This window comes from Leucobacter edaphi, from assembly GCF_016522535.1.
GTDB classification, from domain to species: domain Bacteria; phylum Actinomycetota; class Actinomycetes; order Actinomycetales; family Microbacteriaceae; genus Leucobacter; species Leucobacter edaphi.
Window position 1 is genome coordinate 1 of sequence record NZ_JAEHOI010000006.1, and the last position, 22,037, is coordinate 22,037.

Below are 22,037 nucleotides of genomic sequence, written 5' to 3' on the forward strand. Positions count from 1 at the left end.
GTCGGCCCACTGGTTGGGGGCACCTCGGTGGGTGTTGAAAAACGTGGGGGGGGGGGGGGGGGGGGGGCCCCCCCCCCCGCCGTTTCGGCCTGCTCGGCCGATTCAGTGGGTCGTGCCTAGTGCTTGAAGCCGGGAAGGCTCACGCTCAGGCGCGGGGCGATCGCACCGGCGACCGCGGTGAACAGCGACAGGAAGATGAGCATCGCCGCCGCCGGCCACCAGTGGTCGCCCGCCGAGGCGACGAAGCCCGTGGCCAGGACCGGGATGAAGCCCGAGAGCATGCCGGCGATGTTCTGCGCGAGACCCACGCCGGTGTAGCGCGTCTTCGCGGGGAAGAGGCCGGTGAGGACCGTGCCGGACGCCGCGTAGGGCAGCGAGAGCGCGGCGACCGCGAGCGTCATCGCAAGGACCACGAGCACCGGGTTCCCCGAGGAGAGCATGATGAAGGCCGGGACCGCGACGACCGCGGAGAGGATGCCGCCCCACAGGATGACCTTGCTCGCGCCGTACTTCGAACCGAGGTTGCCACCCCAGATCAGGATGAAGATCTCGACGAACGCCGCAACCATGCTGCCGAGGAGCATGAGGGTCGAGTCGTAGCCGAGCACGTTAACGCCGTACCAGACGCAGAACGCGGTCACGAGGTAGAAACCGCCGACGCCGAGCAGGGCAGCGGCCATACCGACGATGATCTGCCTCCAGCTGTCGCGGAAGGTGGTGAGCACCGGGCTCTTGACGACCTCGCCCGACTCCTCGAGCTGGCGGAACACCGGCGACTCCTCCAGCTTGCTCCGGATGTAGACCGCGATGAGCAGGAGCGGGAGCGCGATGAGGAACGGGATGCGCCAGCCGAACGCGTCGAAGTTCGCCTTCGAGAAGATGAGCGTCATGATGAAGAAGCCGCCCGAGGACAGGATCGTGCCGATCGGCGATCCGATCTGCGGAATCGCCGCGTAGCGGGCGCGCAGGTGCAGCGGCGCGTTCTCGACGACGATCGTCATCGCGCCCGACCACTCGCCGCCGACGAAGAGGCCCTGCAGCACGCGGAGCAGCACGAGCAGGATCGGCGCGCCGATGCCGATCGCGGCGTAGGTCGGCAGGAGGCCGATCAGACCGGTCACGATGCCGATGCCGACGATCGTGATCATCAGCACCTTCCGGCGGCCGATGCGGTCGCCCATGCGACCGAAGATCATGCCGCCGATCGGGCGGGCGGCGAGACCGACGCCGAACGTCGCGAACGAGGCGAGCGCCGCGGCGGTCGCGTTCTCCGTCGCGAAGAACTGGACGTTGAAGACCAGCGCGGCGGCGGCGCTGAACAGGAAGAAGTCATACCACTCGAGTGCGGTACCGATGAGGGCGCCCAGGGCGACCTTGTTGGCGTCCTTGACGCTCAACTCCTGGACTGCGGCGTACTCAATGGTCGCCGTAGGCAATTTCTCGCTCATGTTTTCTCTCCGTTGAGGATGCGGGATCCGTCTGTTCCGAGGGAGCCGTCAAGAACAGACGGCTTCCCAATGAGCATCTCAGGAGAATTGCCCGGAAAACGGGGTCGAATACCCTTGATTTCGATCCCCAAGGTGTGCGAATGCACATACCCTGGAGATATGCCCGAGAAATCGACCAAGGGGCTCCGTGATCAGCCACTCGAGTCCGACCGCACGCGCTGGCTCGAGCTGCTCGACGGACTCGACCTCGACGAACTCACCGCACGATTCGTCGAGTCCGTCGTCGGCATCCCCGGCTACGACCCGCCCCCGGTTCCGCTCTCCGAGGTCCGCCGCACCGGCCGGCTCTCCTTCGAAGGGCTCCTCGATGCCCTTCGTGCCGGCGGCCTCCACGACACCCTCGAGGTCGCGAGCGACGTCGGCGTCTCCCGCGCCCGCGCCGGGATCCCCGTCACCTCGCTGATGTCCGCGATCCGGCTCGACTTCGTGATCCTGTGGGCCGGCCTCACCCGCGTCGCCACGCACGAGGACTCGGAGCTCCTCGTGCGCCACACCGGGATCGTGCTCAACACCGTCGACGAATACGCCGGCCAGACCCAACGCGCCTACGTCGCCGAGACGCAGCGCATGCGAGACGAAGCGGCCTCGGTGCGGCGCGGCCTGATCGCAGCCCTCTTCCAGGATCCGCCACCCGGCGAGGAGCGGCTGCGCGACATCGCAGACGAGCTCGGTCTCGACCTCGCCGAGCCCCTCGTCGTCGTGGCAGCACGCGGCGACGACATCGCCCCGCTCCGCGTGAGCATCGCCGAGCTCGAGCGCGTCGGCGCTGAGGTCTTCACGATGCACCTCGGCGACCAGCTCATCGCCTTCCTCCGCAGGGACATGCTGCCCGGATCGCGCCTCGAGGAATCCGCTGAGCGCATCAGGGCGACCACCCGCATCGGACTCGCCGTCGCCTCCGCCGGCCTGCCCGAGCTTCGCCACGCCGCCGATACCGCGCGCGACCTTGCGCGGGTGTTCAAGACCCACGAGACCGGCGCCATGACGCTGACGCGGGGCTGGGCGCGACTCGCGGCGCGCAGCCTCCTGGCCTCCGGCCGGCCGATCCTCGACGATGTCAACGCGGCCCTCGGCACCTGCGGGATCGCCGAGCGCGCGCGACTCGAGGAGGCCGTGCGCAGCTACCTGCGCACGGGAAGCATCGGAGAGTCGGCGGCGGAGCTGTTCTGCCACCGGAACACGATCGCGAATCGCCTTCGCCGCTTCGCGGAGCTCACGGGAGTGGACCCGCTCGTGCCGACGCAAGCGGCTCGGATCGTGGTGGGGTGGTCGTAGGGCGTCACCCGCTGGGCGTCACCCGCGGGGCCTCACCCGCTGGGCGTCACCCGCGCGGCGTCACCCGCGGGGCCTCACCCCACCCGGTCCGCGACGATCCTCCGCAGCGCCGCGAGCGACAGCTCGATCGAGCGCGCGTCGATCCGCTCGTCGTGACCGTGCACGCCCTCGCGGTAGCGCTCGTAGCTCCAGTCCTCGCCGAGGACGCCGAAGCCGTAGGCGGGAATACCGAGTTCCCGCAGCACGCGGGCGTCCGAACCGCCCGCGGCCATGATCGGCACCATCGGGGCCCCGGCAACCTCCTCGACCGCGCGGCCGATCGCCGCGAGCAGCGGGGTGTCCGTGGGCGAACTCGTGGCGGCCCAACCGCGCAGGTGCTCGATCTCGACATCCTCGGCCCACTCGCCGAGAACGGCGCTCAGCAGATCATCGACGTTCTCGTCCGTCGTGCCCGGCAGCGTGCGGATATCGAGGTCGATCGTGCCGACCGCCGGGATCACGTTGTGCACCGCGCCGGCCCGGAGCACCGTCGGAGAGATCGTCACGCGTGACACGGCGTGCGCGTAGCCCGCGATCCCGCCGAGCTGCGGCAGCACCGCGTCGATGCGCACGGGATCGAGCAGCCGCTCGGCGATCTCGGGGTCGTCGATCCTGGCGTGCACGAACGCGCTCCACAGCGGCCCGAGCTCCGCGACCGGCATCACCTCGCGCAGGCGGTGCAGCACCTCGCCCACGCGGTACGCCGCGCTCTCCGCGCCATAAGGAATGGATGCGTGACCGGGCTTTCCGCGGACGATAAGCCGGCGACCGGCCGATCCCTTCTCGGCGACCTCGATCGCGACGTGACGCCCCATGCGCATGCCGCCGGACTCGCTGAGGGCCTCGTCCACGCGGATCGCGTCCGGGTGGTTCTGCACGAGCCAGTGGATGCCGTACTCGCCGCCGGCCTCCTCGTCGGCCACCGCGAGCAGCACGAGATCACCGCGTGGCGGCTCCGGCGCGAGCGCGACCTCGCGGAGCACGACCGCGAAGGCTGCGGTCAGGTACAGCATGTCGACCGCGCCGCGACCCCACACCTCGCCGTCGACGAGGTCGCCGCCGAAGGGATTGCGGCTCCAGCCCTCGGGGTCGACGGGGACGACGTCGAGATGCCCGAGCAGACCGAGCGACGGGGCCCCGGGGTCGGTGCCGCGCACGCGCGCAATGAGCGAGGCTCGCCCCGGCGCGGACTCGAGTACCTGCGTCTCCACGCGGCCCGCGGCCACCGCGTCCGCGAGGAATCGCTGGAGCACGCGCACGTTGCGGATCTCCTGACCGGACTCGGGGGTGCCATCGTTCACGCACGCCTCGCGGATCAGCGCCCGCGTGAGCTCGATCGCCTCGCCTGCATCGAAGGATCCGTCCACGCCGCTCCGTGCGAGCGACCCGTCGACCGCCTCCGGCAGCTGGGCTTCCGCGGGCTCGGGCACCGATTCCTCCTTGTCCGCCCCGTGTTCCGTGGAACGGGGATACGGATCAAGAATACTCGGCCCGCCAAGGGGCCGGCGCCTGCCGGCGGCGCGAGCGGACCGCAGGGGCGGGGCCTTCGCCCGGCTGCCCGGGATCGTCCCGGTTACTCGCCAGCTGCCGCGCCGGCGCCCTCGTGCGCCCAGCGCTCGACCGAGTCAAGGATCGCCTGGATTCCCGCGCGGTACACCGAGATCCCGTTCATCGCGAGCAGCGCGTCCCGGTGTTCGCGCACGTTCGGATACGGTCCGAGATCCGCTCCGCCGAAACCCGTCACCCACGGGATCGAGCCGTCGCGCACCCCGCTGCCGTCGTTGAGCGCGTCCTGGGCGAGCGCCGCGCTCTGCGCGAGCGTGAAGCCGGACACCGCCGCATAGGCCCTGAGCAGGGTTTCCCCTTGGAGCCCGCCCTCGGAGAGCGTCTCGAGGATGTGCTCGTCCGACGCCAGATCGCCGGGCCCGCCCGGATCAACCAGCGCCCACTCCGCCGCGACCGACGGATACTTCAGGCTGAGCTCCGCGTTCCGGATCATGTGCCGCTCGAGACGCTCCCGCCAGCTCCCGGGAACCGCGCGCGCATCCTCGACGGCCATCCCCGACAGCCGATCGAGCGCGGCCTTCGTGAGCTCCTCCTTGTTCCGGAAGTGCCGATACATCGCGGTCGCGTCAACCCCGAGCGCCTCCCCCAGCCGTTTGAACGTGATCCGCGAGTCCCGCTCGTCGCTCGCCAGCGCGAGCACAGCGTCGACGATCACGCTCTGGTCGAGGCGGCCCCTTCGCCGCGCATCGATGTCCGTCATCAGGTCTCCGCCTCCAAATCGGTGAGCCGACGCGAAACCGGGCTGGGCAGCCGCGCCGATCACCACAGCTTAGTATCGCCGGGCATCGGAAACGCGCGAGTCGCGCGAGTTGCGGCGGAGGGGCGAGCCTCGACGGCGCGAAGCCCCCGACGTGTCCGGCCCGAAAGACGCGCGGGGATCCGCTCTTCCCAACGGATCGCCACCGTGACTAGATTCGACGCATGAGCATCGGCGCGCGCACCACGGACACTCCACTGGTCGCGGGCGGCGCCGTCGCGGATCGTGGGATCGCGCTGGTATTCCGCGTGCTCGCCGCGCTCGTCATCGCGCTCGGGCTGGCCCGCAGTCTCGACCTCTTCACCGCGCAGCCGAACTGGCTCGCGATGCTGTACTTCACGCAGCTCAGCAACCTGCTCTGCCTGATCTGGATGGTGATCGCGGCGACCGGAACGGCCCGAGATCTCAGGGCCAGAGGACGTGGCGGGACCAGCACGCCCTCCGCCCGCTGGGCGGCGGCACTCATGCACGCGATCACGGTGACGATGCTCATCTACATCGTCGTGCTCGTGCCGACGTACGACCCGAGCAGCGGCGACGATCCGCCGTTCACGCTCACCGACACGCTGGTGCACGTGGTGACCCCGTGCCTGATCATCCTCGACTGGCTGCTGTTCACGCCGAAGGGGCGTATCCGCTGGTTCGATCCGCTGCTGTGGGTCCTGATCCCCTACGCGTATCTCGCGTTTGCGCTGATCTACGGGGGATTCGGCGGGCGTTTCGAGTCCGGGGACACCTTCGCCTACCCGTTCCTCGACGTCGCGACGCTCGGGGTCGGCGGGGTGGCGAGCTGGGTTGCGGCGCTCACGGTCGCGCTGCTCGCCGTCGCCTACGTGTACGTGGTGATCGACAAGGTGCTCGGGCGGGTATTCTCACGCGAGGCCTGATCAGGGGCCGATCGCGGCGCGCAATCCGGACGCCCGGTCCCGGCGCCCGGTGGCAGCGCCCGGCCGAAGCACCCGGCCACGGCCCCCGATCGAGACACAGATCCTCACGGGGATCTGCGCCGCTACTCGTCGTCCTCCGCGATCGCCCGCACCGCCCGGCGATCCGCGATCAGCGCGTCACGCACCCGGCGTCGCAGCACCTTCCCGATCAGGGACTTCGGCAACTCCTCCCACACGAGATAGGTGCTCGGTCGTTTGAACTCGGCGAGGTGGTCGCGCGCCGCGGCCCGTGCCGCACCCTCATCGAAGGTGGCTCCCGGTTCGAGGATCACCGCGGCCGTCACCACCTCTGCGCCGCCCCCGCGCGGCACGCCGACGACGGCGCACTCGGCCACGCCGGGCACCGCGTTGATCACGCGCTCGACCTCGCTCGGCGACACATTGAAGCCGCCCGTGATGATCAGCTCCTTCTTGCGGTCCACCACGGTGACGAAGCCGTCCTCGTCCTGGACGACGAGGTCGCCCGTGCGCAGCCAGCCGCCATCGAGCAGCGTCGCAGCGGTTTCCTCGGGCCGGTTCCAGTAGCCCTGGAACACCTGCGGCCCACCGATGAGCAGTTCGCCCACCTCGCCCAGAGCCACCTGCTCGGTGGGGTTTTCGGGATCCACAACGCGTATATCCGTCGAGGGGAATGGAATGCCGATCGCGCCGATCCTGCGCGCGTCGGAGAAGGGATTCGCGAGCGCCACCGGGCTGGTCTCCGTGAGCCCGTATCCCTCATTAAGCATACTTCCGGCGAGGTCCTCCCAGCGCTTCACGATCGCGGGGGTGAGGGTCATCGCGCCCGAGATCGCGTAGACGACCTGGCTGAGGTCGAGCTTCCCATCGCGGGCCACGCGGGCGAGCCGATCGAACATGGGAGGAACGGCCGGGATGAACGTCGGCGGGAAGCGCTTCGCCGCCTGAGAGACGAGCTCAGGATCGAACGTCGGGAAGAGCACCGCGCGGGACCCCGTCTCCACGGAGTAAATCACCGAGAGCAGCACGCCGAAGGAGTGGAACATGGGGAGGAGCCCGTAGATGCTGCCCTCACCCCGGGTGAAATCGGGCATCCAGGCCGCACCCTGACGGGCGTTCGCCCAGAGGTTGCCGTGGGAGATCATGGCGCCCTTGGGCACGCCCGTGGTGCCGGAGGTGTACTGCAGGCAGGCGATGTCGTCGCGGCGGGGGCGCGGGTGGCTGGCGGGGAGCGGCTGCGAACGCTCGAGCGCGGCGAAGGCGACCGTCCCCGTGGTCGGTTCCGTGAGCTTCGCGCGCGATTCGCGGGCCTTCGCGATCGGCAGCTGCAGGGCGAGGCGCGTGCCGAACGGCATCGCCCGGGTGACATCGACGGCGACGATCGTGCGGATTCCGAGGTCGGCCGGAAGCGACTGCAGCGTCGCGACGACCTTGTCCCACGCGATCACGATGCTCGCGCCGTGGTCCCTGAACTGGGTCTCCAGCTCGTCGCGAGTGTAGAGCGGGTTGTGCTCGATGACGATCGCGCCGAGCCGAAGCACCGCGTAGAACGCGATCACGTGCTGCGGGGCGTTCGGCATGATCAGCGCGACCCGGTCACCGGCCCGCACCCCGAGATCCGAGAGTCCCTGCGCCACGCGCGCGACGCGCTCCCCCAGTTCCCGGTAGGTGACGGTGCGACCGAAGAAGCTGATCGCGTCGCGATCCGCCCACTGCGCGCAGCGCTCATCAAGCAGGTCGGAGAGCGAACCGGTGACGGGCTCGATGTCGATCGGGGTGCCGGGCGCGTAGAAGCGGTTCCAGGCGCGCGTCTCGTTCAGGTGCATCCCTCCAGGGTAGTCCCGATGGGGCGGTGGATCCGGGCGGCGCGTCAGCGCCCTGGACGCCAGGCGCACCCGTCCGGCGTCCCTCGGCGCGCCCGCGAATATCCGTCCTCCGATAGACGCGCATTTCGTGACCACCCGCAATGATTGAGGTATGACGCAGCCAGCACCCGCGCAGACACGCCGTGGCCGCCTCGTCGTCGTTGCGACGGTCGGGGGCCTCAGCGCCCTCACCGGCGCCCTCTACCTCTGGGCGCTCACCGCGATCCCCTCCTCCGAACCGATCGCCACGCCCGCCCAGCTGGGGTTCCTCGTTGCAAACATTGCCGCGGCCGGCCTGCTGTGGTGGCATCGAGAGTTCCCGGTCCGCGTGTACCTCGCGGTGCTCGCGGTCTACATCCTGAGTGCCCTCGCAAGCGGGTACGCGGGCAACGGCGGTCTCACGCTCGCGCTCTGGTTCTGCGTCTTCGCGCTCACGGCGTACGCTCCGATCCCACGGGCTGCCGCCTGGATCGGCGTGGGCTGGGCCCTGTGCGCGGCGCTGAAGGTTGCGCTCGCGGTCCGGGCCGGAATCTCGATCACCGCGCCGGAGGTCGCCCTCGCGATGATCGCGGATGTGGGGTTCTTCTTCATCGCGTGCGCGGCGCTCGGCCTCGGATTCCGGTTCCAGGCGAAACGGGCGCGGGACGCCGAGGAGCACTCGAGGATCGTCGAGGCCCACGCGCGCGCGGTTCACGCCGAGGCGGTCGCGAACGAACGGAACCGCCTCGCCCGCGATCTGCACGACCTCGCCGCCCACGAACTCATGGACGCGCTGCTCGCCGTGCGCGTCCTGCGGGTCGACGGCGCGGATCCCGTGCTCGCCGAGATCGAGGAGAAGACCGCTCGCGCACTCGCAAATATGCGCACCGTCGTTCGCACCCTCCGCGGCGCCGAGGACGGGGCAGGCACCCCGACCGGCGATGGGCTCCCGCTCGGAGACGCGGCGGCAGCTGCGCTCGCGGAGCTGGCCGACTCCCGGGGCGCGCGGATCACCAGCGTCATCGCCGTCGCGGAGCCCGTCAGCGACGCGGCCGCCTCGACCGTCCTGAGCGTCCTCCGCGAGTGCGTCCTCAACGCGGATCGTCACGCAGCGGGCGTGCCCGTAACGGTCGACCTGAGATCAGCAGCCGGAGAGGTGGCGCTCACCGTGCGCAACGCCCTCGTGCCTCACCCCGGCCCGAGCACTGAGGGAACCGGATATGGCCTGATCGGAGCAGCGGAACGAGCCAGGCTCGTCGGCGGCTCGTTTCACGCGGGCCCCGTGTCCGGCGGTCACTGGAGCGCCGAGCTCCGGCTGCCGGGGGCCACGACCGAACCACGAACGGAGACCCGCTCATGATCACCGTCCTGCTCGCCGACGACCAGCCCTCGGTGCGCCGCTCGCTCGCGATCCTCCTCGAACGCGCCGGAGACATCTCCGTGATCGCGCAGGCGGGGAGCGGCCCCGAGGCGGTCGCCCTGGCCGCGCAGCACCGGCCCGACGTCGTGCTGATGGACATCCGGATGCCCGGCGGCGACGGGCTGTCCGCGACAGCCGCGCTCGCCGGCCCGCACGCCGATCCGGCGATCCCGGTCGTCGTGATCACGACCTTCGACCTCGACGAGTACGTCTTCGGGGCCCTCGAACGCGGCGCAGCCGGTTTCCTGCTGAAAGACGCTGCCCCGCACGAACTCGCCGACGCGGTGCGCGCGGCCGCGGCGGGTGACGGCCTGGTGTCACCCGCGGTCACCCGGCGCGTCATCCGCGAGTTCGCCCGCCGGTCTCCGCCGCCCGACTCCTCGCTCTCCCCGGAACCCCCGCTCACCGAGCGCGAGCGCGACGTGCTCCGCGCGCTCTCCGAGGGGCTCAGCAACGCGGAGATCTCCGCTCGACTGTTCGTCGAGGTGGGCACCGTGAAAACCCACGTGTCCCGCATCATCGCGAAACTCGGTGTGCGCGATCGCGTCCAGGCCGTCGTCTGGACCTCGCGGCACCCCGGCTGGGATGCCTCCCCGTCCACACCCGATGAGCGCGATGATCGCGCCGAAAGGAACAGGAAGTGACCATGCACATGCACACCGACCCTGCACCGGCCGAAGGAACGCCGATCCCCAGCACGCTCGGCGCTCCCGGACCGCACGGCGCTCCCGCACCGCAGAGCGCTCCCGCGCCCCGAAACAGGGTGGGAGCGATCATCACGCTCATCGTCGGCTCGATCCTCGTCGTCTTTGGACCCGCTCTCGGGCTGACGATCGGGGGCCTCTCGCTCATTCCCACCGCGCTCGACTTCGCGGGCCAGGTCGAGCGCGTTCACCCGAGCACCCCCATCGAGATTCCGGCCGGTGGCGAGATTCTCCTGCTCGCACCGGAGAAGGCGGTCGCATCGATCGACCCGAGCGCGTGCGCGGTGACCGGAGATGCCGCCACCGCCGCGGTGGCCGAGGCGCCGCGCACCTCGCTCAACACGCTCGTCAACGGCACGAACTACGTCTCGTTCGCGCAGGTCTCATCGGAACAGGGCGGCTCCGTGCGGATCGATTGCGCCACCACCGCCGACGTATTGACCGCGCCACCGTTCCCCGTCGGCAGCGTGCTCGGCCCGCTGGGCTGGTGGACGCTCGCGGGTGTCGGCCTCTCGGTCGTGGGGATCGTCCTGGTCATCGTCGGGATCGTGCGCCTGGTTCGCGCGCCGTCTGCGACCTCGGCCGCCGCACCGGCGCCCGCGCCCGCGGCACACTGACCGAGATTTCGCGCGGCGCGGGGCCCTTCCGATCCGAGATCGGGGGTGGCCGCGCGCCGCACATGCGACGAGGCAACAATAGGAGCATGAGCCCATCCGACTGGTCCGACCTCCTCGCACGGGTGCGCGCGGACATCCCCGTGCTCCTCACGGAGTTCCTCGCGGAACTCGCCGCCTCACCGGGATACGAGCGCGGTCCCGTGCCGGCCGACGACCTCGAGCGCACCGCGCTGCAGGCCTTCGACGTGTTCCTCGCTCGGCTCGCGGCCCCCGAGGGGCGCTCCACCGGCAGCGAGATCCATCCCGCGGACCCCGCGGACCCCGCGGACCCCGCGCCAGGATTCCCGGAGTCGCTCGGGCGCAGGCGAGCGCGCCAAGGTGTCCCGCTCCCGGTGCTCTCGGAGGGCGTGCGGATCAACTTCCGCCTGCTCTGGCGCGCGCTCCACCGCGCCGCCGAACCCGACCTGATCGACGTGCTCGCGCGAAACGGCGAGCGGATCATCACCGTCGTCGAGGGATACGCGACGGAAGTGCAGGCAGCGTATCTCGACGAAGCGCAGATCATGGCCCAGTTTCATCGCACCGCGCGGGAGCGTGCCCTCGCCGAGCTGTTCTCCGGCACGGCGGGGGAACCCGAGCGGGCCGTCGCGGCCGAGACGCTCGGGCTTCCGGTCGATGGCGAGTTCGAGTTGCTGGCTGTCCCGCGCACGGATCTGCCGGACGCAGTGGCTTCCGCGCGCGGGTCCGCAGGGGTGTTCAGCTACGAGGACGGCGACCTGCTCTTCGTCTTCCGACAGCGCCGTGGCGAGGCGGACTGGGCGATCGCGCGGCTACCGATCCACGCCGCCTACATTTCCCGGGTGTACGGCGTCGGGGCGCTGGCCCACGCGTCGCGACTCGCCAGGCGGCTGTGCGAAGCGGAGGTTCGTACCGGGGTGGCGACGCTTCGATCAGCGTTCCCCGCGCTGCTGGGTGAAGAGCTCGGCCGCCTGGTCGCTGGCTTCGAGGGTGAGGTGCTGGGGCGATGGCGGAGCACCGATCCGGGTGAGCGTGCCCGCCTGCGCGAGACCGTCGACGCGTTCCTCCGCTCCGGCTCGGTGAAAGAAGCCGGGGAGGAGCTGTTTCTCCACCGGAACACCGTGTTCAAGCGGCTCCGCTCCTTCGAGGACGTCACCGGGCTCGATGTCACGATTCCGCGCGACGCGACGATCGCGCTCGTGCTCCTGTCGGCGCCGGGTGCGGACGGCGACGACGCAGCCGGCCCCCCGCCCTCCTCGGGTGCATCTGCACACTTCTGAGCCGAAATCGGCTCACTTTCACACCTCTGGCGCTGCATTCTGACATCTAGGCTCGGAATATCCGGCGCAGGGCACCGCCGCCCGCCGGTTCCGACCGTCAGAGAGGACCCCATGCTTTCCGAAGACCTCACCACCCGTATCCTCGCCGCCGTCGACGCCCAGTTCGATGCCCAGCTCGAGCGCACCGCCGAACTCGTCGCAACCCCATCGCTGCGGGCAGGCGAGGAGCCCGCGCAGGACCTCATCGAGCAGCAACTCCGCGACCTCGGCCTCGATATCGACCGCTGGACGATCGACTCGGAGGAGCTGCGCGCGCACCCCGGGTTCGGCAAGCCGACGGTCGACTACAGCGTGATGACCAATGTCGTCGGCACCTATCGCCCTCGAGAGGAGTCCGGCCGGTCGCTGATCCTGAACGGGCACATCGACGTGGTGCCCGAGGGGCCCGAGGAGCAGTGGTCGCGGTCGCCGTGGGACTCCGAGATCCGCGACGGCTGGATGTACGGTCGCGGCGCCGGCGACATGAAGGCGGGCCTGATCGCGAACCTGTTCGCGTTCGATGCGATCCGTAAGGCCGGTCTCGAGCTCACGGGTCGCGTGCACCTGCAGTCCGTCGTCGAGGAGGAGTGCACGGGCAACGGTTCACTCGCTGCGCTGCTGCGCGGGTACACGGCTGACGCCGTGATCATCTCGGAGCCGGAGGAGGATTCCCTGGTCCGGGCGAACGTCGGCGTGCTGTGGTTCACGGTGCGAGTGTCGGGCAACCCGACGCATCCACGCGAGATGGCGAACGGGTTCAACGCGATCGACGCCGCCTACGAGGTGATCGGCGCGCTGCGCGAGCTCGAGGAGGAGTGGAACTCGCAGCGGGGTGATCACCCGTACTTCGAGGATCTGGATCACCCGATCAACTTCAATATCGGCGGGATCAGCGGCGGCGACTGGCCGTCGAGCGTACCCGCCTGGTGCGAGCTGCGCGTGCGCGTCGCCACCTACCCGGGCACGACCGCCGACGACGCGTGGGCGGAGATCGTGCGCTGCGTCGAGACGGCGGCCGCCGGTTCCGAGGGCGTCCACGGGTCACGGCCGTCCTTCGACGTGCGCCTCACCCCCGACGGCTTCTACGCCGAGGGGTACGTGCTCGAGCCGGGCAGCGATGCGGAGGCTCTCCTCGAGGAGACGCACCGCGCGGCTTTCGATCGAGAGCTCACGAGTTTCACGACGCCCGGCTACCTCGACGGTCGCGTCTTCGTGAACTACGGCGACATGCCGACCCTCGTTTACGGCCCCGTGTCCGAGAGCATCCACGGCTTCGATGAGCGAGTGAGCATCGAGTCGGTGCGACGCTGCACGAAGTCGATGGCCCTGTTCATCGCGTCCTGGTGCGGGGTTCGGGAGGGGTGAGCCCTGCGGGTGAAGGGTGAGGGGTGAGGGGTGAGCCCGCGATTACGCCGGCTCCCCCTCGCCCCATTCCATCCCGCGCGCCTCGAGCTCCTCGCTCAGGATCCGGATCGCCCGAGGCCCGACCCCGTGCAGCGCGAGCAGCCTGGCCGATCCCGCTGCCGCGACGTCGGCGAGCGAGGTGAGGCCAGCGGCGGCGAGAGCGCGCGTGGCCGGGCGGCCGATCTTCGGGAGGTCGCCGATCCGGTCGGGGGTGTCACTCGCGCTCATGACGCCAGGGTACGCCCCCTCGCCTCGCGGTGCGCGATCACGCGACCCACTTTCGATCCGGGCCGATATGATTGCGGGGATGTTGAGCCGCCGAACCCCGAGAGATATCCCGCTCCGCTTCGACGACGGCTTCCGCACCGTGATCGCGACCATCACCTCGATTCCGTTCCTCGCGCTCGCCCTCCTCGGCATTCGGCTCGACCGCGGATTCGAGATCACGAGCCCTGAGCTCATCTTCGCCGGGGTGTGCGGATCCTTCGCCGTGTTCTTCATCGTCTACCTCGTCTGGACGCACCGGATCTTCTCGCGCACCCCGGCCGAGGAGCTCAAGCTGATCGCGGCGACCCAGAGCAGGCAGAGGCCGAGCGGCTACGCCCGCGCGCTCGGCGTGCAGTCGGCCGAGAGCTTCGCGATGATGGCGGCCTTTGCCGCGCTCGCCGTGGCCATCGCCGCCGCGATCGTGGGCGCGCGCAGCGGCGGGATCTGGCTCACCGCGCTCGTGCTCCTCACGGTGGGGCTCGCCTGGGCCACCGTGGCCTATGCGTTCGCGCTGAGGTATCTGCGCCTCAACGCGGTGGGCGAGACGATCGAGTTCGACATTCGCGAGGATCCCGGCTTCCCCGAGTTCCTGTCGATGGGGATCATGGTGTCGGCGATCGGCGCGATGTCGGCCGGCACTCCGCGCACGAGCGCGAGCCTCACGGCGGTGCGCGTGCACACCTCCCTGTCCTTCGCGTTCAACGCCCTGATCATCGCGATGACCGTGTCCCTGATCGCGACGCTCGTCGCCGGGGCGGCGGCGTAGGCCGATCCGTCCCCGCCCCGCGGCACACCGCCGCGCCGGTCCGGACTATTCGCCGCCCCGCGCGAGCCGCGACGGCCACCAGACCTTACGGCCGATGTCGGTCGCGAGCGCCGGCACGAGCAGCGATCGCACGATGAAGGTGTCGAGCAGCACGCCGAACGCCACGATGAACGCGATCTGCGCGAGGAACAGGATCGGAATCACCGCGAGGGCCGCGAACGTCGCCGCGAGCACGAGGCCGGCTGAGGTGATCACGCCGCCCGTGATCGCGAGGCCGCGCGAGATTCCCTCGCGCGTGCCGTGCGCGATCGATTCCTCCCGTACGCGCGTCATGAGGAAGATGTTGTAGTCGATACCGAGCGCGACGAGGAACACGAAGCCGTAGAGCGGCACCGCCGGGTCCGCTCCCGGGAACTGGAACACGTGCGTGAACACGAGGCCCGCCACCCCGAGGGCCGTGCCGAAGGACAGCACGGTCGTCGCGATGAGGATCAGCGGGGCCACGATCGAGCGCAGGAGCACCATCAGGATCAGGAGAATCACGAGCAGCACGACCGGGATGATGAGCGTGCGATCGTGGATCGAGGCGTCATTCGTGTCGACCGCGGTTGCCGTGACGCCGCCGACGATGGTGCTCGACTCGTCGAACTCGGCCCGGGCCGCACGAACCACCGACTCGGCCTCCTCCGAGTCCGCCGCGGCGCTCAGCGTGGCCTGCAGGAGGACGTCCCCGTGCGAGACGGTCGGCTCCGGGGCCGGCGTGCCCGGAGGGCCCTGCGCCTGGATCCCCTCGGCGGTCACCGCGGCGGTCCCGCTCGGCGAGTCGGCGGCCGCGACGGCGACGCTGTCGACTCCGTCGAGCCCCCTGAGCGTGCTCGCCGTCTGCTCGAGTTCGTCCTCCGGCGTGATGACGTACATCGGACTTCCTGATCCGCCCGGGAAATGCTCGCCGAGCGCGCGCTGGCCGTCGCGGGCCTCGCTTGACCCGAGCACGAGATCGGACTGCGGGACGCCGTTCGCCTCGAGCTGCGAAGCGCCGACGACGCCGACCGCGAGCACCAGCACCGTGCTCACCCAGATCGCTCGCGGATGCGCACGGACGATCCGCGCGAGGCGCGCCCACAGGCCCGTCGGCATCCCGTGCTCCTCGGCGACGACCTCCGGCTCGTAGCGCGGACGCTTCGGCCAGAAGGCTGCCCGCCCGAACGCGAACAGGATCGCCGGCAGGAGCGTCAGCGCAGCGAGCATCGCGAACACGATCCCCACCGCTGCGACCGGACCGAGCGAGCTGTTGGACTTCAGGTCGGAAAGCAGCAGACACAGCAGCCCCGCGATCACGGTGCCGCCCGAGGCGAGGATCGGCTCGAGCGATCCGCGCAGCGCGTTCCGGGTGGCCGTGCCTCGATCCTGCGTCTTCCGCAGCTCCTCGCGGTACCGGGACACGTACAGCAGCGAGTAGTCGGTTGCCGCACCGATCACCAGGATGAACAGGATGCCCTGCGTCTGTCCGGAGAGCATGAACAGGCCCCACTTCGCGAGCCACCAGTTGACGAGCAGCGCGACCGTGAGCGCCATCATGCTCGTGGTGAGGACCGCGACCGGCAGCAGCAGCGAGCGGTACACGACCACGAGGATCACGAACACCGCGAGCAGCGCGACGCCCAGGAGCAGTCCGTCGATGCCCGAGAACGCGGCGACCAGATCGGCGGTGAACCCTGCCGGGCCCGTCACATAGACCGCGATGCCCTCCGGCGCGGCCGCGCGGAGCTTGTCCCCGATCGCCGCCGTGGTGTCACCCACATCGTCCTTGCTCTCGATCGGTACGAACACCTGGGCGGCCTTGCCGTCCTCGGAGGGGATGAGGGGTGAGATGTCGTCAGTCACCCCGGGAACCGTGTCGGGGAGGTCCGCGACGGTCTTGCCGAGCGATTCGAGCTGCGCCGGGGTGAGTTCGCGCTCACCCGCGAGCACCACCACGGCGGGAATCGCCTCCGAGTCGCGGAACTCTGCGAGGCGTTCCTGCACCCGCGTCGCGTCGGCGGAACTCGGCAGGTAGGCGGTCTGCTCGTTGGAGGAGACCTCGCTCACCTTGCCGAAGTAGGGTCCGCCGATCCCCCCGACGCCCACCCAGACCAGGATCAGGAGCGCAGGGATGAGGATCCTCGCCCAGCGGCCGCCTCGCGAGCGTCCGTGCTTCGGATTCGGGTCCGCCTGTGCAAGATCCGTGTTCATGACCGCCCCCATTTTTACCTAGCCAAGTTAGTTTACTAGCCAAGGTGTATAGATCGTTTGGGATAATATAGCACCATGTCCGAGTCCTGGCCAAGATCGGGAGACGCCCCGCGAATCTATGACGTCGACGCGAATGATCCGGACAGCCGGCTCATCGATCGATCCAGCATGGACGCCGACTCCATGCGTCAGATCGGCGAGATCATGGCCGCCCTCCACGCGCTCCGCACCGCAGAAGAACGCCTCTCCGAGGCCTCGCTCGCCTACATGAAACTCGGCCGCAACGACATGCGCGCGATCCACTTCCTCATCGTCACCGGGAACTCAGGCGCAATCGCCACCCCAGGCCAGGTCGCCGCCCACCTCAGCATCTCGACCGCGTCGACGACGAAACTCCTCGACCGTCTCGAACGCGCCGGCCACATCACCCGCTCAACTCACCCGGATGACCGGCGGGCGATCGCCCTCGCCGTCACCCCGTCGACGCGCGAGGCGGCCATCGAAACCGTCGGCCGCCAGCAGGCGAAGCGCTTCCACGCGGCCGCGCGGCTCACACCCTCGGAGCGCGAGGTCGTGGCGCGCTTCATCACCGATATGGCGCGGGAACTGGACGTCTCCGGCGAGGCGTGGGCCTCCGGGGGCGCCCCGGAAGGCACTTGATCCCTCAATGATCGCTGGATCTAGGAATCTCCGAGCGGGCGATCATGAGTTGGCGCGCTAACTCAGTTCCACAAGGCTGCCCAGGACATTCCTTGCTCCACTGGTCGAGTTCAGTTTTCAGCTCTGTCAACGAGGACAGCGTGAATTACTCTTACCAGCAGTTCCAAGTCGCCATCGTTACGAGCAGTGTGACAGGCTCCGTGAAGCTCGCCCATCCCAATGAGCCGCCAGTCCAGGCTTCGCCCCGACTTCGCTAGGAGCTGGCTAAAAAATTCTCTCTGGGTCCGACCATTGCCTTCGCGAAACGGGTGGGCGTAATTGAGGTAGTCATACAAATAGGCGACTTCGAGCACAAGCTCATCAGTTGTCATCGAGCGCAAATAGTCGGACTCCCGAACCCTCTGAGCAACATGGTCCACCGGCATCCAAATACTTGCTGGCGGGACAAATGACTCACCGCCGCCTTTGGCAAGCCCGACAGTGCGAAGCTCACCAGCCCACTCATACACATCCTGAAACAACTGCCGATGTAGAGCTTGCAGGTGCAACAGGTCAAAGCTGCGTCGCACGAGACCCGGCAACTCACGGAGCTCGGCGATGCGGTACTCAACGAGATCATTCTCAGCATCTGCAAGAACCAGTGCGTCCTCGACACCGAGTAAGTTACGTAGCACCGTGGCATCAGGGTTGATGAAATATCCGTTCCACCGGGCTTCATGATCTCCGCGTTCCCAGGGCCGCAATTCGGTCAAGAAATCCCGTATCGTTCGCGCACGCGCCGCCCCAGCTGATCTATGTCGATCTCGCCGCGCACGTAGGCATCCTGGTCACATCGAGTTTCCTCCGTGCTCCGCGATCCTTCAAGCTCGGATGACCGCCGGGCGTCAGTCACCGCACGTAACCGACGCTGAATTACGCCAGGCTCTGACGCGCTCATGATGCCTCCCTCCTCTGGGTCAATTCTAGCGCTCGGACCCGGCAGGTCCGCTGTCTCTTCGCCCGCCGAGACGACTCGCGAAGCGCCTTCAGGCCAAAGACCTGAGAACTGAAATTCAGTCGCCGGTATCGCCGATCTCGTCATCAAGGTCAAACCCTGCTCCAGCAGCTTTGGCTACAACAGCGCTATTTGTCGCAGTAGTGATTTCACGTTGCACAGGAGACCCCATTGCTTCTTCAACAAGCTTGAGGAGGTATTCGCGCCGATAAGCAAAATGTGCCTCAAAGTCATCAGCGCGCATCGCCGCCGCGTCAAGCCCATGTGTAATTAGTAACTCATCGACCTCTGCCCGGGACAACCGCGACTCGCGCTCAACGCGCGTTAGATACTGCGATGGCGCGACACCACCGATTGCTCTGTTGGTGCGTGCGGCGAGAGGTGTTTTGTTCACGATGCTGTCATATTGTTCGAGCTCAATTCCATGTTCGACTGCCCACGCCTTCGGAAATACGTGGTGAATATCGGTCGCAAGGTCTTTGTGCGTCTGTAGGTCAAAGCGATGATTCGCTATCCAATCAACCGCACCCTTCGCAACCTGCAGGGCATAAATACCCTTGTAGGCAGCAGAATTTCGTGATCGCAACGTGTACAAACGCCATTCGTTGAAAGTCGCGTCAGCTACTGTCAATGGCAACACCTCAGTCTCACCAGAGGCCCACCCTGGCACCTGTTCAACATCTCGTGCAAACCGGGTTTCGGTTGATGATCCGTACTTCTCGCCGAGTACGCCTGACCAGTACCAACGGCGTAGGCGAGCCTGCACTCCGTGTGAATCTGCCTGATCGCCAAGCAACACTCGCACCACCGCAAGTGGAACAATCTGCGTTGAATATGGCAGGAAGCGAGTATCAAAGACGCACTGGTCAACCAAAAAGCGTGCGGCCCACAGGAATCCCTTGCGAAGCTTGTCTCGCCATGCAAGATACGACGGCAGCTCGAGTTTGAGGAGATCTTCTCGTTTGGCTGAGACCGCAGGCGGTCGCTGTGCCGTGCTTTCCCTGTTGCGCCGCAGCGTCTCCAGCAAACTCACGCCTTGTAAGAACTCGACACTGCGGGTGTCGGCGAGCACCGGGTACTGGGCAAAGCTCCTTTCGATGTCCGCCCAGTCGTCTTTCAAGCGAAAGTCTTTCCCGTGCTCTTCAAAATACTCTGCGTCTCCGGCAAAAGTAGAAGTCAAGAGTTCAAAAACAGTTAGCGGAACGCCTCCCGTGTTGACTTTCTCAAACACGGTCGCGACAGCTGCTTTGCTCGTGCGTCGATCAAGTGAGATAGCCGGGATTCGATATGCCGAAGTCGGCTGCACGACTTCATTGATGAAAGCGTCCCCTGCATCCCTCCCGGCGATTCTCCTGACGTGTTCGAAGAGCGCAAAGGTGTCGAGAAAAAGACTCACCGGCACCATTCCTGCTGCCACCTGCTTCTCTGGCGTTGAAAGATCAATCTTGACTTCACGTCCAAAATTGGTGCGCTCAATCCCGTCGGCCGGAAGTGAAATTACGGCGTCATCAATTCGAGCATCGCCCTCGACCGAGACTCGCACATCAACGAAGTAGCGGCGGTCCATGAGCTTGCCCCTCACATCGCGAGTTGCGACGACGCGCTCGCCGCTGAACGCTTGTGTGAGCGAAGTAAGCCTTTGCTGCCCGTCAAGTAACAACCATTCAGGAGTCACATCTCGCGGTGCCCCCGAGCCAGCGATCGGTTTGGGTTTGAAACGTACCTGCTCGTTTCCAGTTTGCAACAGCATCACGATACCCATCGGGTGGCCCCTCAGCACGGTCACAATGAGCTGACGCACCCGTTCATCGTCCCACTTATATTCACGCTGAAAATCAGGAAGCTGCAATTTTCCGTCGCGCGCCCACTTTACGTATTCAGCGAGTTGGAATTGTGGAGTTTCAAATGACATCGCTGTCTCTCGTTCCTGTGCAGAAGAAGGCCTGGTGACACCGCAACTCAGCTTAGCTGAGCAGAAGCGGGACCCTCTTGTTTTACCAGCGCCCCGAGTCTGCCTCACGAGTAGATTGCGACCGGGCTCTGGCTCGCGAGGTGTTCAACAAGAACGAATGGAGCATTTCAACCAACAGACGAGATTCATTTGGTCTATGCAACATGCAGGAACGACACGTGCCGCCACTGAGTGCTCACCAAGCTGCGTGACACTATCGGGTAACGGCGAGCGCTTTCCTCACGGGGCTGCAACTTGCTACATCACTCAGATAGTACTCAGATAGTCCTGGACAACTCGTTCCCCATTTCGCCGCTCCGCACTTCTGCCGCAGGCGTTGATCCCCAAGGCGTCCCATCAGATCAAGCAAGAGCGACCCCGTTCCCGAAAGACTCCGTGATGATGCGGGCACTTTCACCTTGGCTCCGGTAGCGGCCGAGAAAAAGGAACAAGTGCAACAGCCCAAGAGCGGCACATGGCTGCCGGAGATTTTCTCGTCCGCCCCGGCCCGCATAGCCAACGCACTCCTCCGCGAGCAATTTTGATCGCGCAGTCAGCCAGGCCACGCGCAGCACATCAAACTCCCATCAAGGTCTTTGCAGGCAAAGTAGGCCAAACAAATCGGCCACTGCCATTCTCGGCAGTGGCGTCCTTTTGTCTTTAGGTTTGGAAACACGAAAACGCCCCTGACCTGCGGAAATTCGCGGATCAGGGGCGTGAAAAGATCTTATATAGACCCTCGTTTAGAAGTCCCAGTCCTCGTCCTCGGTGGCGACTGCCTTGCCGATGACGTAGCTCGAGCCGGAGCCGCTGAAGAAGTCGTGGTTCTCGTCGGCGTTCGGGGAGAGGGAGGAGAGGATGGCCGGGTTGACGTCGGTCATCTCCTTGGGGAACATCGGCTCGTAGCCGAGGTTCATGAGCGCCTTGTTGGCGTTGTAGTGGAGGAACTTCTTGACGTCCTCGGTGAGGCCCACGGGATCGTAGAGGGCCTGCGTGTAGAGCACCTCGTTCTCGTAGAGTTCGTAGAGGAGGGAGAAGGTGTAGTCCTTGAGCTCCTGGCGGCGCTCCTCGCTGACGCCCTCGAGGCCGCGCTGGTACTTGTAGCCGATGTAGTAGCCGTGGACGGCCTCGTCGCGGATGATGAGGCGGATGAGATCTGCCGTGTTGGTGAGCTTGGCGTGCGCCGACCAGTACATGGGCAGGTAGAAGCCGGAGTAGAAGAGGAACGACTCGAGCAGCGTCGAGGCGACCTTCCGCTTCAGCGGGTCATCGCCCTCGTAGTAGTCGACGATGATCTGCGCCTTCTTCTGCAGGTGCGGGTTCTCGGCGGACCAGCGGAAGGCGTCGTCGATCTCCTGCGTGGAGGCGAGGGTGGAGAAGATGGAGGAGTAGCTCTTCGCGTGCACCGACTCCATGAACGCGATGTTCGTGTAGACGGCCTCCTCGTGCGGGGTGATCGCGTCGGGGATGAGCGAGACGGCGCCGACGGTGCCCTGGATCGTGTCGAGCAGGGTGAGGCCGGTGAAGACGCGCATGGTGAGGAGCTGCTCCTCGGGGGTGAGCGTGGCCCACGACTGGACGTCGTTGGAGAGCGGCACCTTTTCGGGGAGCCAGAAGTTGTTGACGAGGCGGTTCCACACCTCGAGGTCCTTGTCGTCCTGGATGCGGTTCCAGTTGATGGCCTGGACCGCGTGACCCAACTTGAAGTTCATCGTCTTCTCTCCTGTGACGGTTCTGCGTGTCGAAGTCGTGCGCGGGGGCCGCGCGCTACGGCCACCGCATTGAGCCTAC

At 67.3% G+C, this 22,037-nt stretch carries 19 protein-coding genes; 9 read left to right on the forward strand and 10 right to left on the reverse strand.

Going from position 1 to position 22,037, the window contains the following annotated elements; genetic code table 11:
- Positions 1 to 116: 116 nt before the first annotated feature.
- Positions 117 to 1,448 (reverse strand): MFS transporter, encoded by a 1,332-nt coding sequence (locus JD292_RS07015; RefSeq protein WP_200132037.1) that lies wholly within the window; start codon positions 1,446 to 1,448, stop codon positions 117 to 119.
- A gap of 159 nt (positions 1,449 to 1,607) precedes the next feature.
- Here JD292_RS07015 and JD292_RS07020 point away from each other — a divergent pair, with 159 nt between their 5' ends.
- Positions 1,608 to 2,783, forward strand: coding sequence for a PucR family transcriptional regulator (locus JD292_RS07020; protein ID WP_200132038.1), 1,176 nt, complete (start codon positions 1,608 to 1,610; stop codon positions 2,781 to 2,783).
- A 74-nt stretch (positions 2,784 to 2,857) separates the two neighbouring features.
- Here the strand turns inward: JD292_RS07020 and JD292_RS07025 are convergent, their stop codons facing one another.
- Together JD292_RS07025 and JD292_RS07030 are read right to left on the reverse strand one after the other, a co-directional pair.
- Positions 2,858 to 4,252 carry a M20/M25/M40 family metallo-hydrolase gene (locus JD292_RS07025; RefSeq protein ID WP_369411182.1) on the reverse strand — a complete coding sequence of 465 codons (1,395 nt, stop codon included), beginning with the start codon at positions 4,250 to 4,252 and terminating at the stop codon, positions 2,858 to 2,860.
- A gap of 143 nt (positions 4,253 to 4,395) precedes the next feature.
- Positions 4,396 to 5,088 carry a TetR/AcrR family transcriptional regulator gene (locus tag JD292_RS07030; protein WP_200132039.1) on the reverse strand — a complete coding sequence of 231 codons (693 nt, stop codon included), beginning with the start codon at positions 5,086 to 5,088 and terminating at the stop codon, positions 4,396 to 4,398.
- Between the two features lie 221 nt (positions 5,089 to 5,309).
- On the opposite strand from JD292_RS07030, the gene JD292_RS07035 reads away from it, so the two are divergent.
- Positions 5,310 to 6,032 (forward strand): Pr6Pr family membrane protein, encoded by a 723-nt coding sequence (locus JD292_RS07035; protein WP_200132040.1) that lies wholly within the window; start codon positions 5,310 to 5,312, stop codon positions 6,030 to 6,032.
- Positions 6,033 to 6,154: 122 nt separating this feature from the next.
- Here JD292_RS07035 and JD292_RS07040 read toward each other — a convergent pair whose 3' ends face one another.
- The gene (locus JD292_RS07040; RefSeq protein WP_200132041.1) at positions 6,155 to 7,876 is read right to left on the reverse strand and encodes a long-chain-fatty-acid--CoA ligase; all 1,722 of its coding nucleotides are present in this window, start codon (positions 7,874 to 7,876) and stop codon (positions 6,155 to 6,157) included.
- A 151-nt stretch (positions 7,877 to 8,027) separates the two neighbouring features.
- Between JD292_RS07040 and JD292_RS07045 the strand changes: the two genes are divergently transcribed.
- The 5 genes from JD292_RS07045 to JD292_RS07065 all read left to right on the forward strand — a co-directional run bounded on the left by JD292_RS07045 (position 8,028) and on the right by JD292_RS07065 (position 13,337).
- Complete coding sequence (locus JD292_RS07045) at positions 8,028 to 9,254, forward strand: sensor histidine kinase (RefSeq protein ID WP_200132042.1); 1,227 nt, start codon at positions 8,028 to 8,030, stop codon at positions 9,252 to 9,254.
- Entirely contained in the window at positions 9,251 to 9,958 is a 708-nt protein-coding gene (locus JD292_RS07050; RefSeq protein ID WP_200132043.1) for a response regulator, read from the forward strand. The genes JD292_RS07045 and JD292_RS07050 overlap by 4 nt, the downstream gene beginning before the upstream one ends.
- Positions 9,955 to 10,635, forward strand: coding sequence for a hypothetical protein (locus JD292_RS07055; protein WP_200132044.1), 681 nt, complete (start codon positions 9,955 to 9,957; stop codon positions 10,633 to 10,635). Before JD292_RS07050 ends, JD292_RS07055 begins: the two co-directional genes overlap by 4 nt.
- An 86-nt stretch (positions 10,636 to 10,721) precedes the next feature.
- On the forward strand, positions 10,722 to 11,933 hold the full coding sequence (locus JD292_RS07060; RefSeq protein ID WP_200132045.1) for an RsbRD N-terminal domain-containing protein: 1,212 nt from the start codon (positions 10,722 to 10,724) through the stop codon (positions 11,931 to 11,933).
- A gap of 111 nt (positions 11,934 to 12,044) precedes the next feature.
- On the forward strand, positions 12,045 to 13,337 hold the full coding sequence (locus tag JD292_RS07065) for an ArgE/DapE family deacylase (RefSeq protein WP_200132046.1): 1,293 nt from the start codon (positions 12,045 to 12,047) through the stop codon (positions 13,335 to 13,337).
- A 42-nt stretch (positions 13,338 to 13,379) separates the two neighbouring features.
- Here JD292_RS07065 and JD292_RS07070 read toward each other — a convergent pair whose 3' ends face one another.
- Positions 13,380 to 13,604 (reverse strand): helix-hairpin-helix domain-containing protein, encoded by a 225-nt coding sequence (locus JD292_RS07070; RefSeq protein ID WP_200132047.1) that lies wholly within the window; start codon positions 13,602 to 13,604, stop codon positions 13,380 to 13,382.
- Between the two features lie 79 nt (positions 13,605 to 13,683).
- Between JD292_RS07070 and JD292_RS07075 the strand changes: the two genes are divergently transcribed.
- Positions 13,684 to 14,409 (forward strand): DUF1345 domain-containing protein, encoded by a 726-nt coding sequence (locus tag JD292_RS07075; protein ID WP_200132048.1) that lies wholly within the window; start codon positions 13,684 to 13,686, stop codon positions 14,407 to 14,409.
- A gap of 45 nt (positions 14,410 to 14,454) precedes the next feature.
- On the opposite strand, the gene JD292_RS07080 is transcribed toward JD292_RS07075, so the two are convergent.
- Complete coding sequence (locus JD292_RS07080; RefSeq protein ID WP_200132049.1) at positions 14,455 to 16,641, reverse strand: MMPL family transporter; 2,187 nt, start codon at positions 16,639 to 16,641, stop codon at positions 14,455 to 14,457.
- 75 nt (positions 16,642 to 16,716) lie between these two features.
- On the opposite strand from JD292_RS07080, the gene JD292_RS07085 reads away from it, so the two are divergent.
- Complete coding sequence (locus JD292_RS07085; RefSeq protein ID WP_200132050.1) at positions 16,717 to 17,301, forward strand: MarR family winged helix-turn-helix transcriptional regulator; 585 nt, start codon at positions 16,717 to 16,719, stop codon at positions 17,299 to 17,301.
- A gap of 110 nt (positions 17,302 to 17,411) precedes the next feature.
- Here JD292_RS07085 and JD292_RS07090 read toward each other — a convergent pair whose 3' ends face one another.
- The 4 genes from JD292_RS07090 to nrdF form a co-directional block, all read right to left on the reverse strand.
- A complete protein-coding gene (locus JD292_RS07090) occupies positions 17,412 to 18,053 on the reverse strand; it encodes a Fic/DOC family protein (RefSeq protein ID WP_200132051.1) in 642 nt (213 codons plus the stop codon).
- The gene (locus JD292_RS12460) at positions 18,050 to 18,382 is read right to left on the reverse strand and encodes an antitoxin VbhA family protein (RefSeq protein ID WP_369411183.1); all 333 of its coding nucleotides are present in this window, start codon (positions 18,380 to 18,382) and stop codon (positions 18,050 to 18,052) included. The genes JD292_RS07090 and JD292_RS12460 overlap by 4 nt, the downstream gene beginning before the upstream one ends.
- Entirely contained in the window at positions 18,354 to 20,207 is a 1,854-nt protein-coding gene (locus JD292_RS07100; RefSeq protein ID WP_200132053.1) for a DUF262 domain-containing protein, read from the reverse strand. The genes JD292_RS12460 and JD292_RS07100 overlap by 29 nt, the downstream gene beginning before the upstream one ends.
- A 782-nt stretch (positions 20,208 to 20,989) precedes the next feature.
- Positions 20,990 to 21,958 (reverse strand): class 1b ribonucleoside-diphosphate reductase subunit beta, encoded by a 969-nt coding sequence (gene nrdF / locus JD292_RS07105; protein ID WP_200132054.1) that lies wholly within the window; start codon positions 21,956 to 21,958, stop codon positions 20,990 to 20,992.
- Positions 21,959 to 22,037: the final 79 nt, after the last annotated feature.

What these genes read in the sequence shown, in the direction of transcription:
- JD292_RS07015 (WP_200132037.1), bottom strand. Translation starts at nt 1,448, where the DNA reads ATGAGCGAGAAATTGCCTACGGCGACCATTGAGTACGCCGCAGTCCAG.
- JD292_RS07020 (WP_200132038.1), top strand. Translation starts at nt 1,608, where the DNA reads ATGCCCGAGAAATCGACCAAGGGGCTCCGTGATCAGCCACTCGAGTCC.
- JD292_RS07030 (WP_200132039.1), bottom strand. Translation starts at nt 5,088, where the DNA reads ATGACGGACATCGATGCGCGGCGAAGGGGCCGCCTCGACCAGAGCGTG.
- JD292_RS07035 (WP_200132040.1), top strand. Translation starts at nt 5,310, where the DNA reads ATGAGCATCGGCGCGCGCACCACGGACACTCCACTGGTCGCGGGCGGC.
- JD292_RS07040 (WP_200132041.1), bottom strand. Translation starts at nt 7,876, where the DNA reads ATGCACCTGAACGAGACGCGCGCCTGGAACCGCTTCTACGCGCCCGGC.
- JD292_RS07045 (WP_200132042.1), top strand. Translation starts at nt 8,028, where the DNA reads ATGACGCAGCCAGCACCCGCGCAGACACGCCGTGGCCGCCTCGTCGTC.
- JD292_RS07050 (WP_200132043.1), top strand. Translation starts at nt 9,251, where the DNA reads ATGATCACCGTCCTGCTCGCCGACGACCAGCCCTCGGTGCGCCGCTCG.
- JD292_RS07060 (WP_200132045.1), top strand. Translation starts at nt 10,722, where the DNA reads ATGAGCCCATCCGACTGGTCCGACCTCCTCGCACGGGTGCGCGCGGAC.
- JD292_RS07065 (WP_200132046.1), top strand. Translation starts at nt 12,045, where the DNA reads ATGCTTTCCGAAGACCTCACCACCCGTATCCTCGCCGCCGTCGACGCC.
- JD292_RS07070 (WP_200132047.1), bottom strand. Translation starts at nt 13,604, where the DNA reads ATGAGCGCGAGTGACACCCCCGACCGGATCGGCGACCTCCCGAAGATC.
- JD292_RS07075 (WP_200132048.1), top strand. Translation starts at nt 13,684, where the DNA reads ATGTTGAGCCGCCGAACCCCGAGAGATATCCCGCTCCGCTTCGACGAC.
- JD292_RS07080 (WP_200132049.1), bottom strand. Translation starts at nt 16,641, where the DNA reads ATGAACACGGATCTTGCACAGGCGGACCCGAATCCGAAGCACGGACGC.
- JD292_RS07085 (WP_200132050.1), top strand. Translation starts at nt 16,717, where the DNA reads ATGTCCGAGTCCTGGCCAAGATCGGGAGACGCCCCGCGAATCTATGAC.
- JD292_RS12460 (WP_369411183.1), bottom strand. Translation starts at nt 18,382, where the DNA reads ATGACGAGATCGGCGATACCGGCGACTGAATTTCAGTTCTCAGGTCTT.
- JD292_RS07100 (WP_200132053.1), bottom strand. Translation starts at nt 20,207, where the DNA reads ATGTCATTTGAAACTCCACAATTCCAACTCGCTGAATACGTAAAGTGG.
- nrdF (WP_200132054.1), bottom strand. Translation starts at nt 21,958, where the DNA reads ATGAACTTCAAGTTGGGTCACGCGGTCCAGGCCATCAACTGGAACCGC.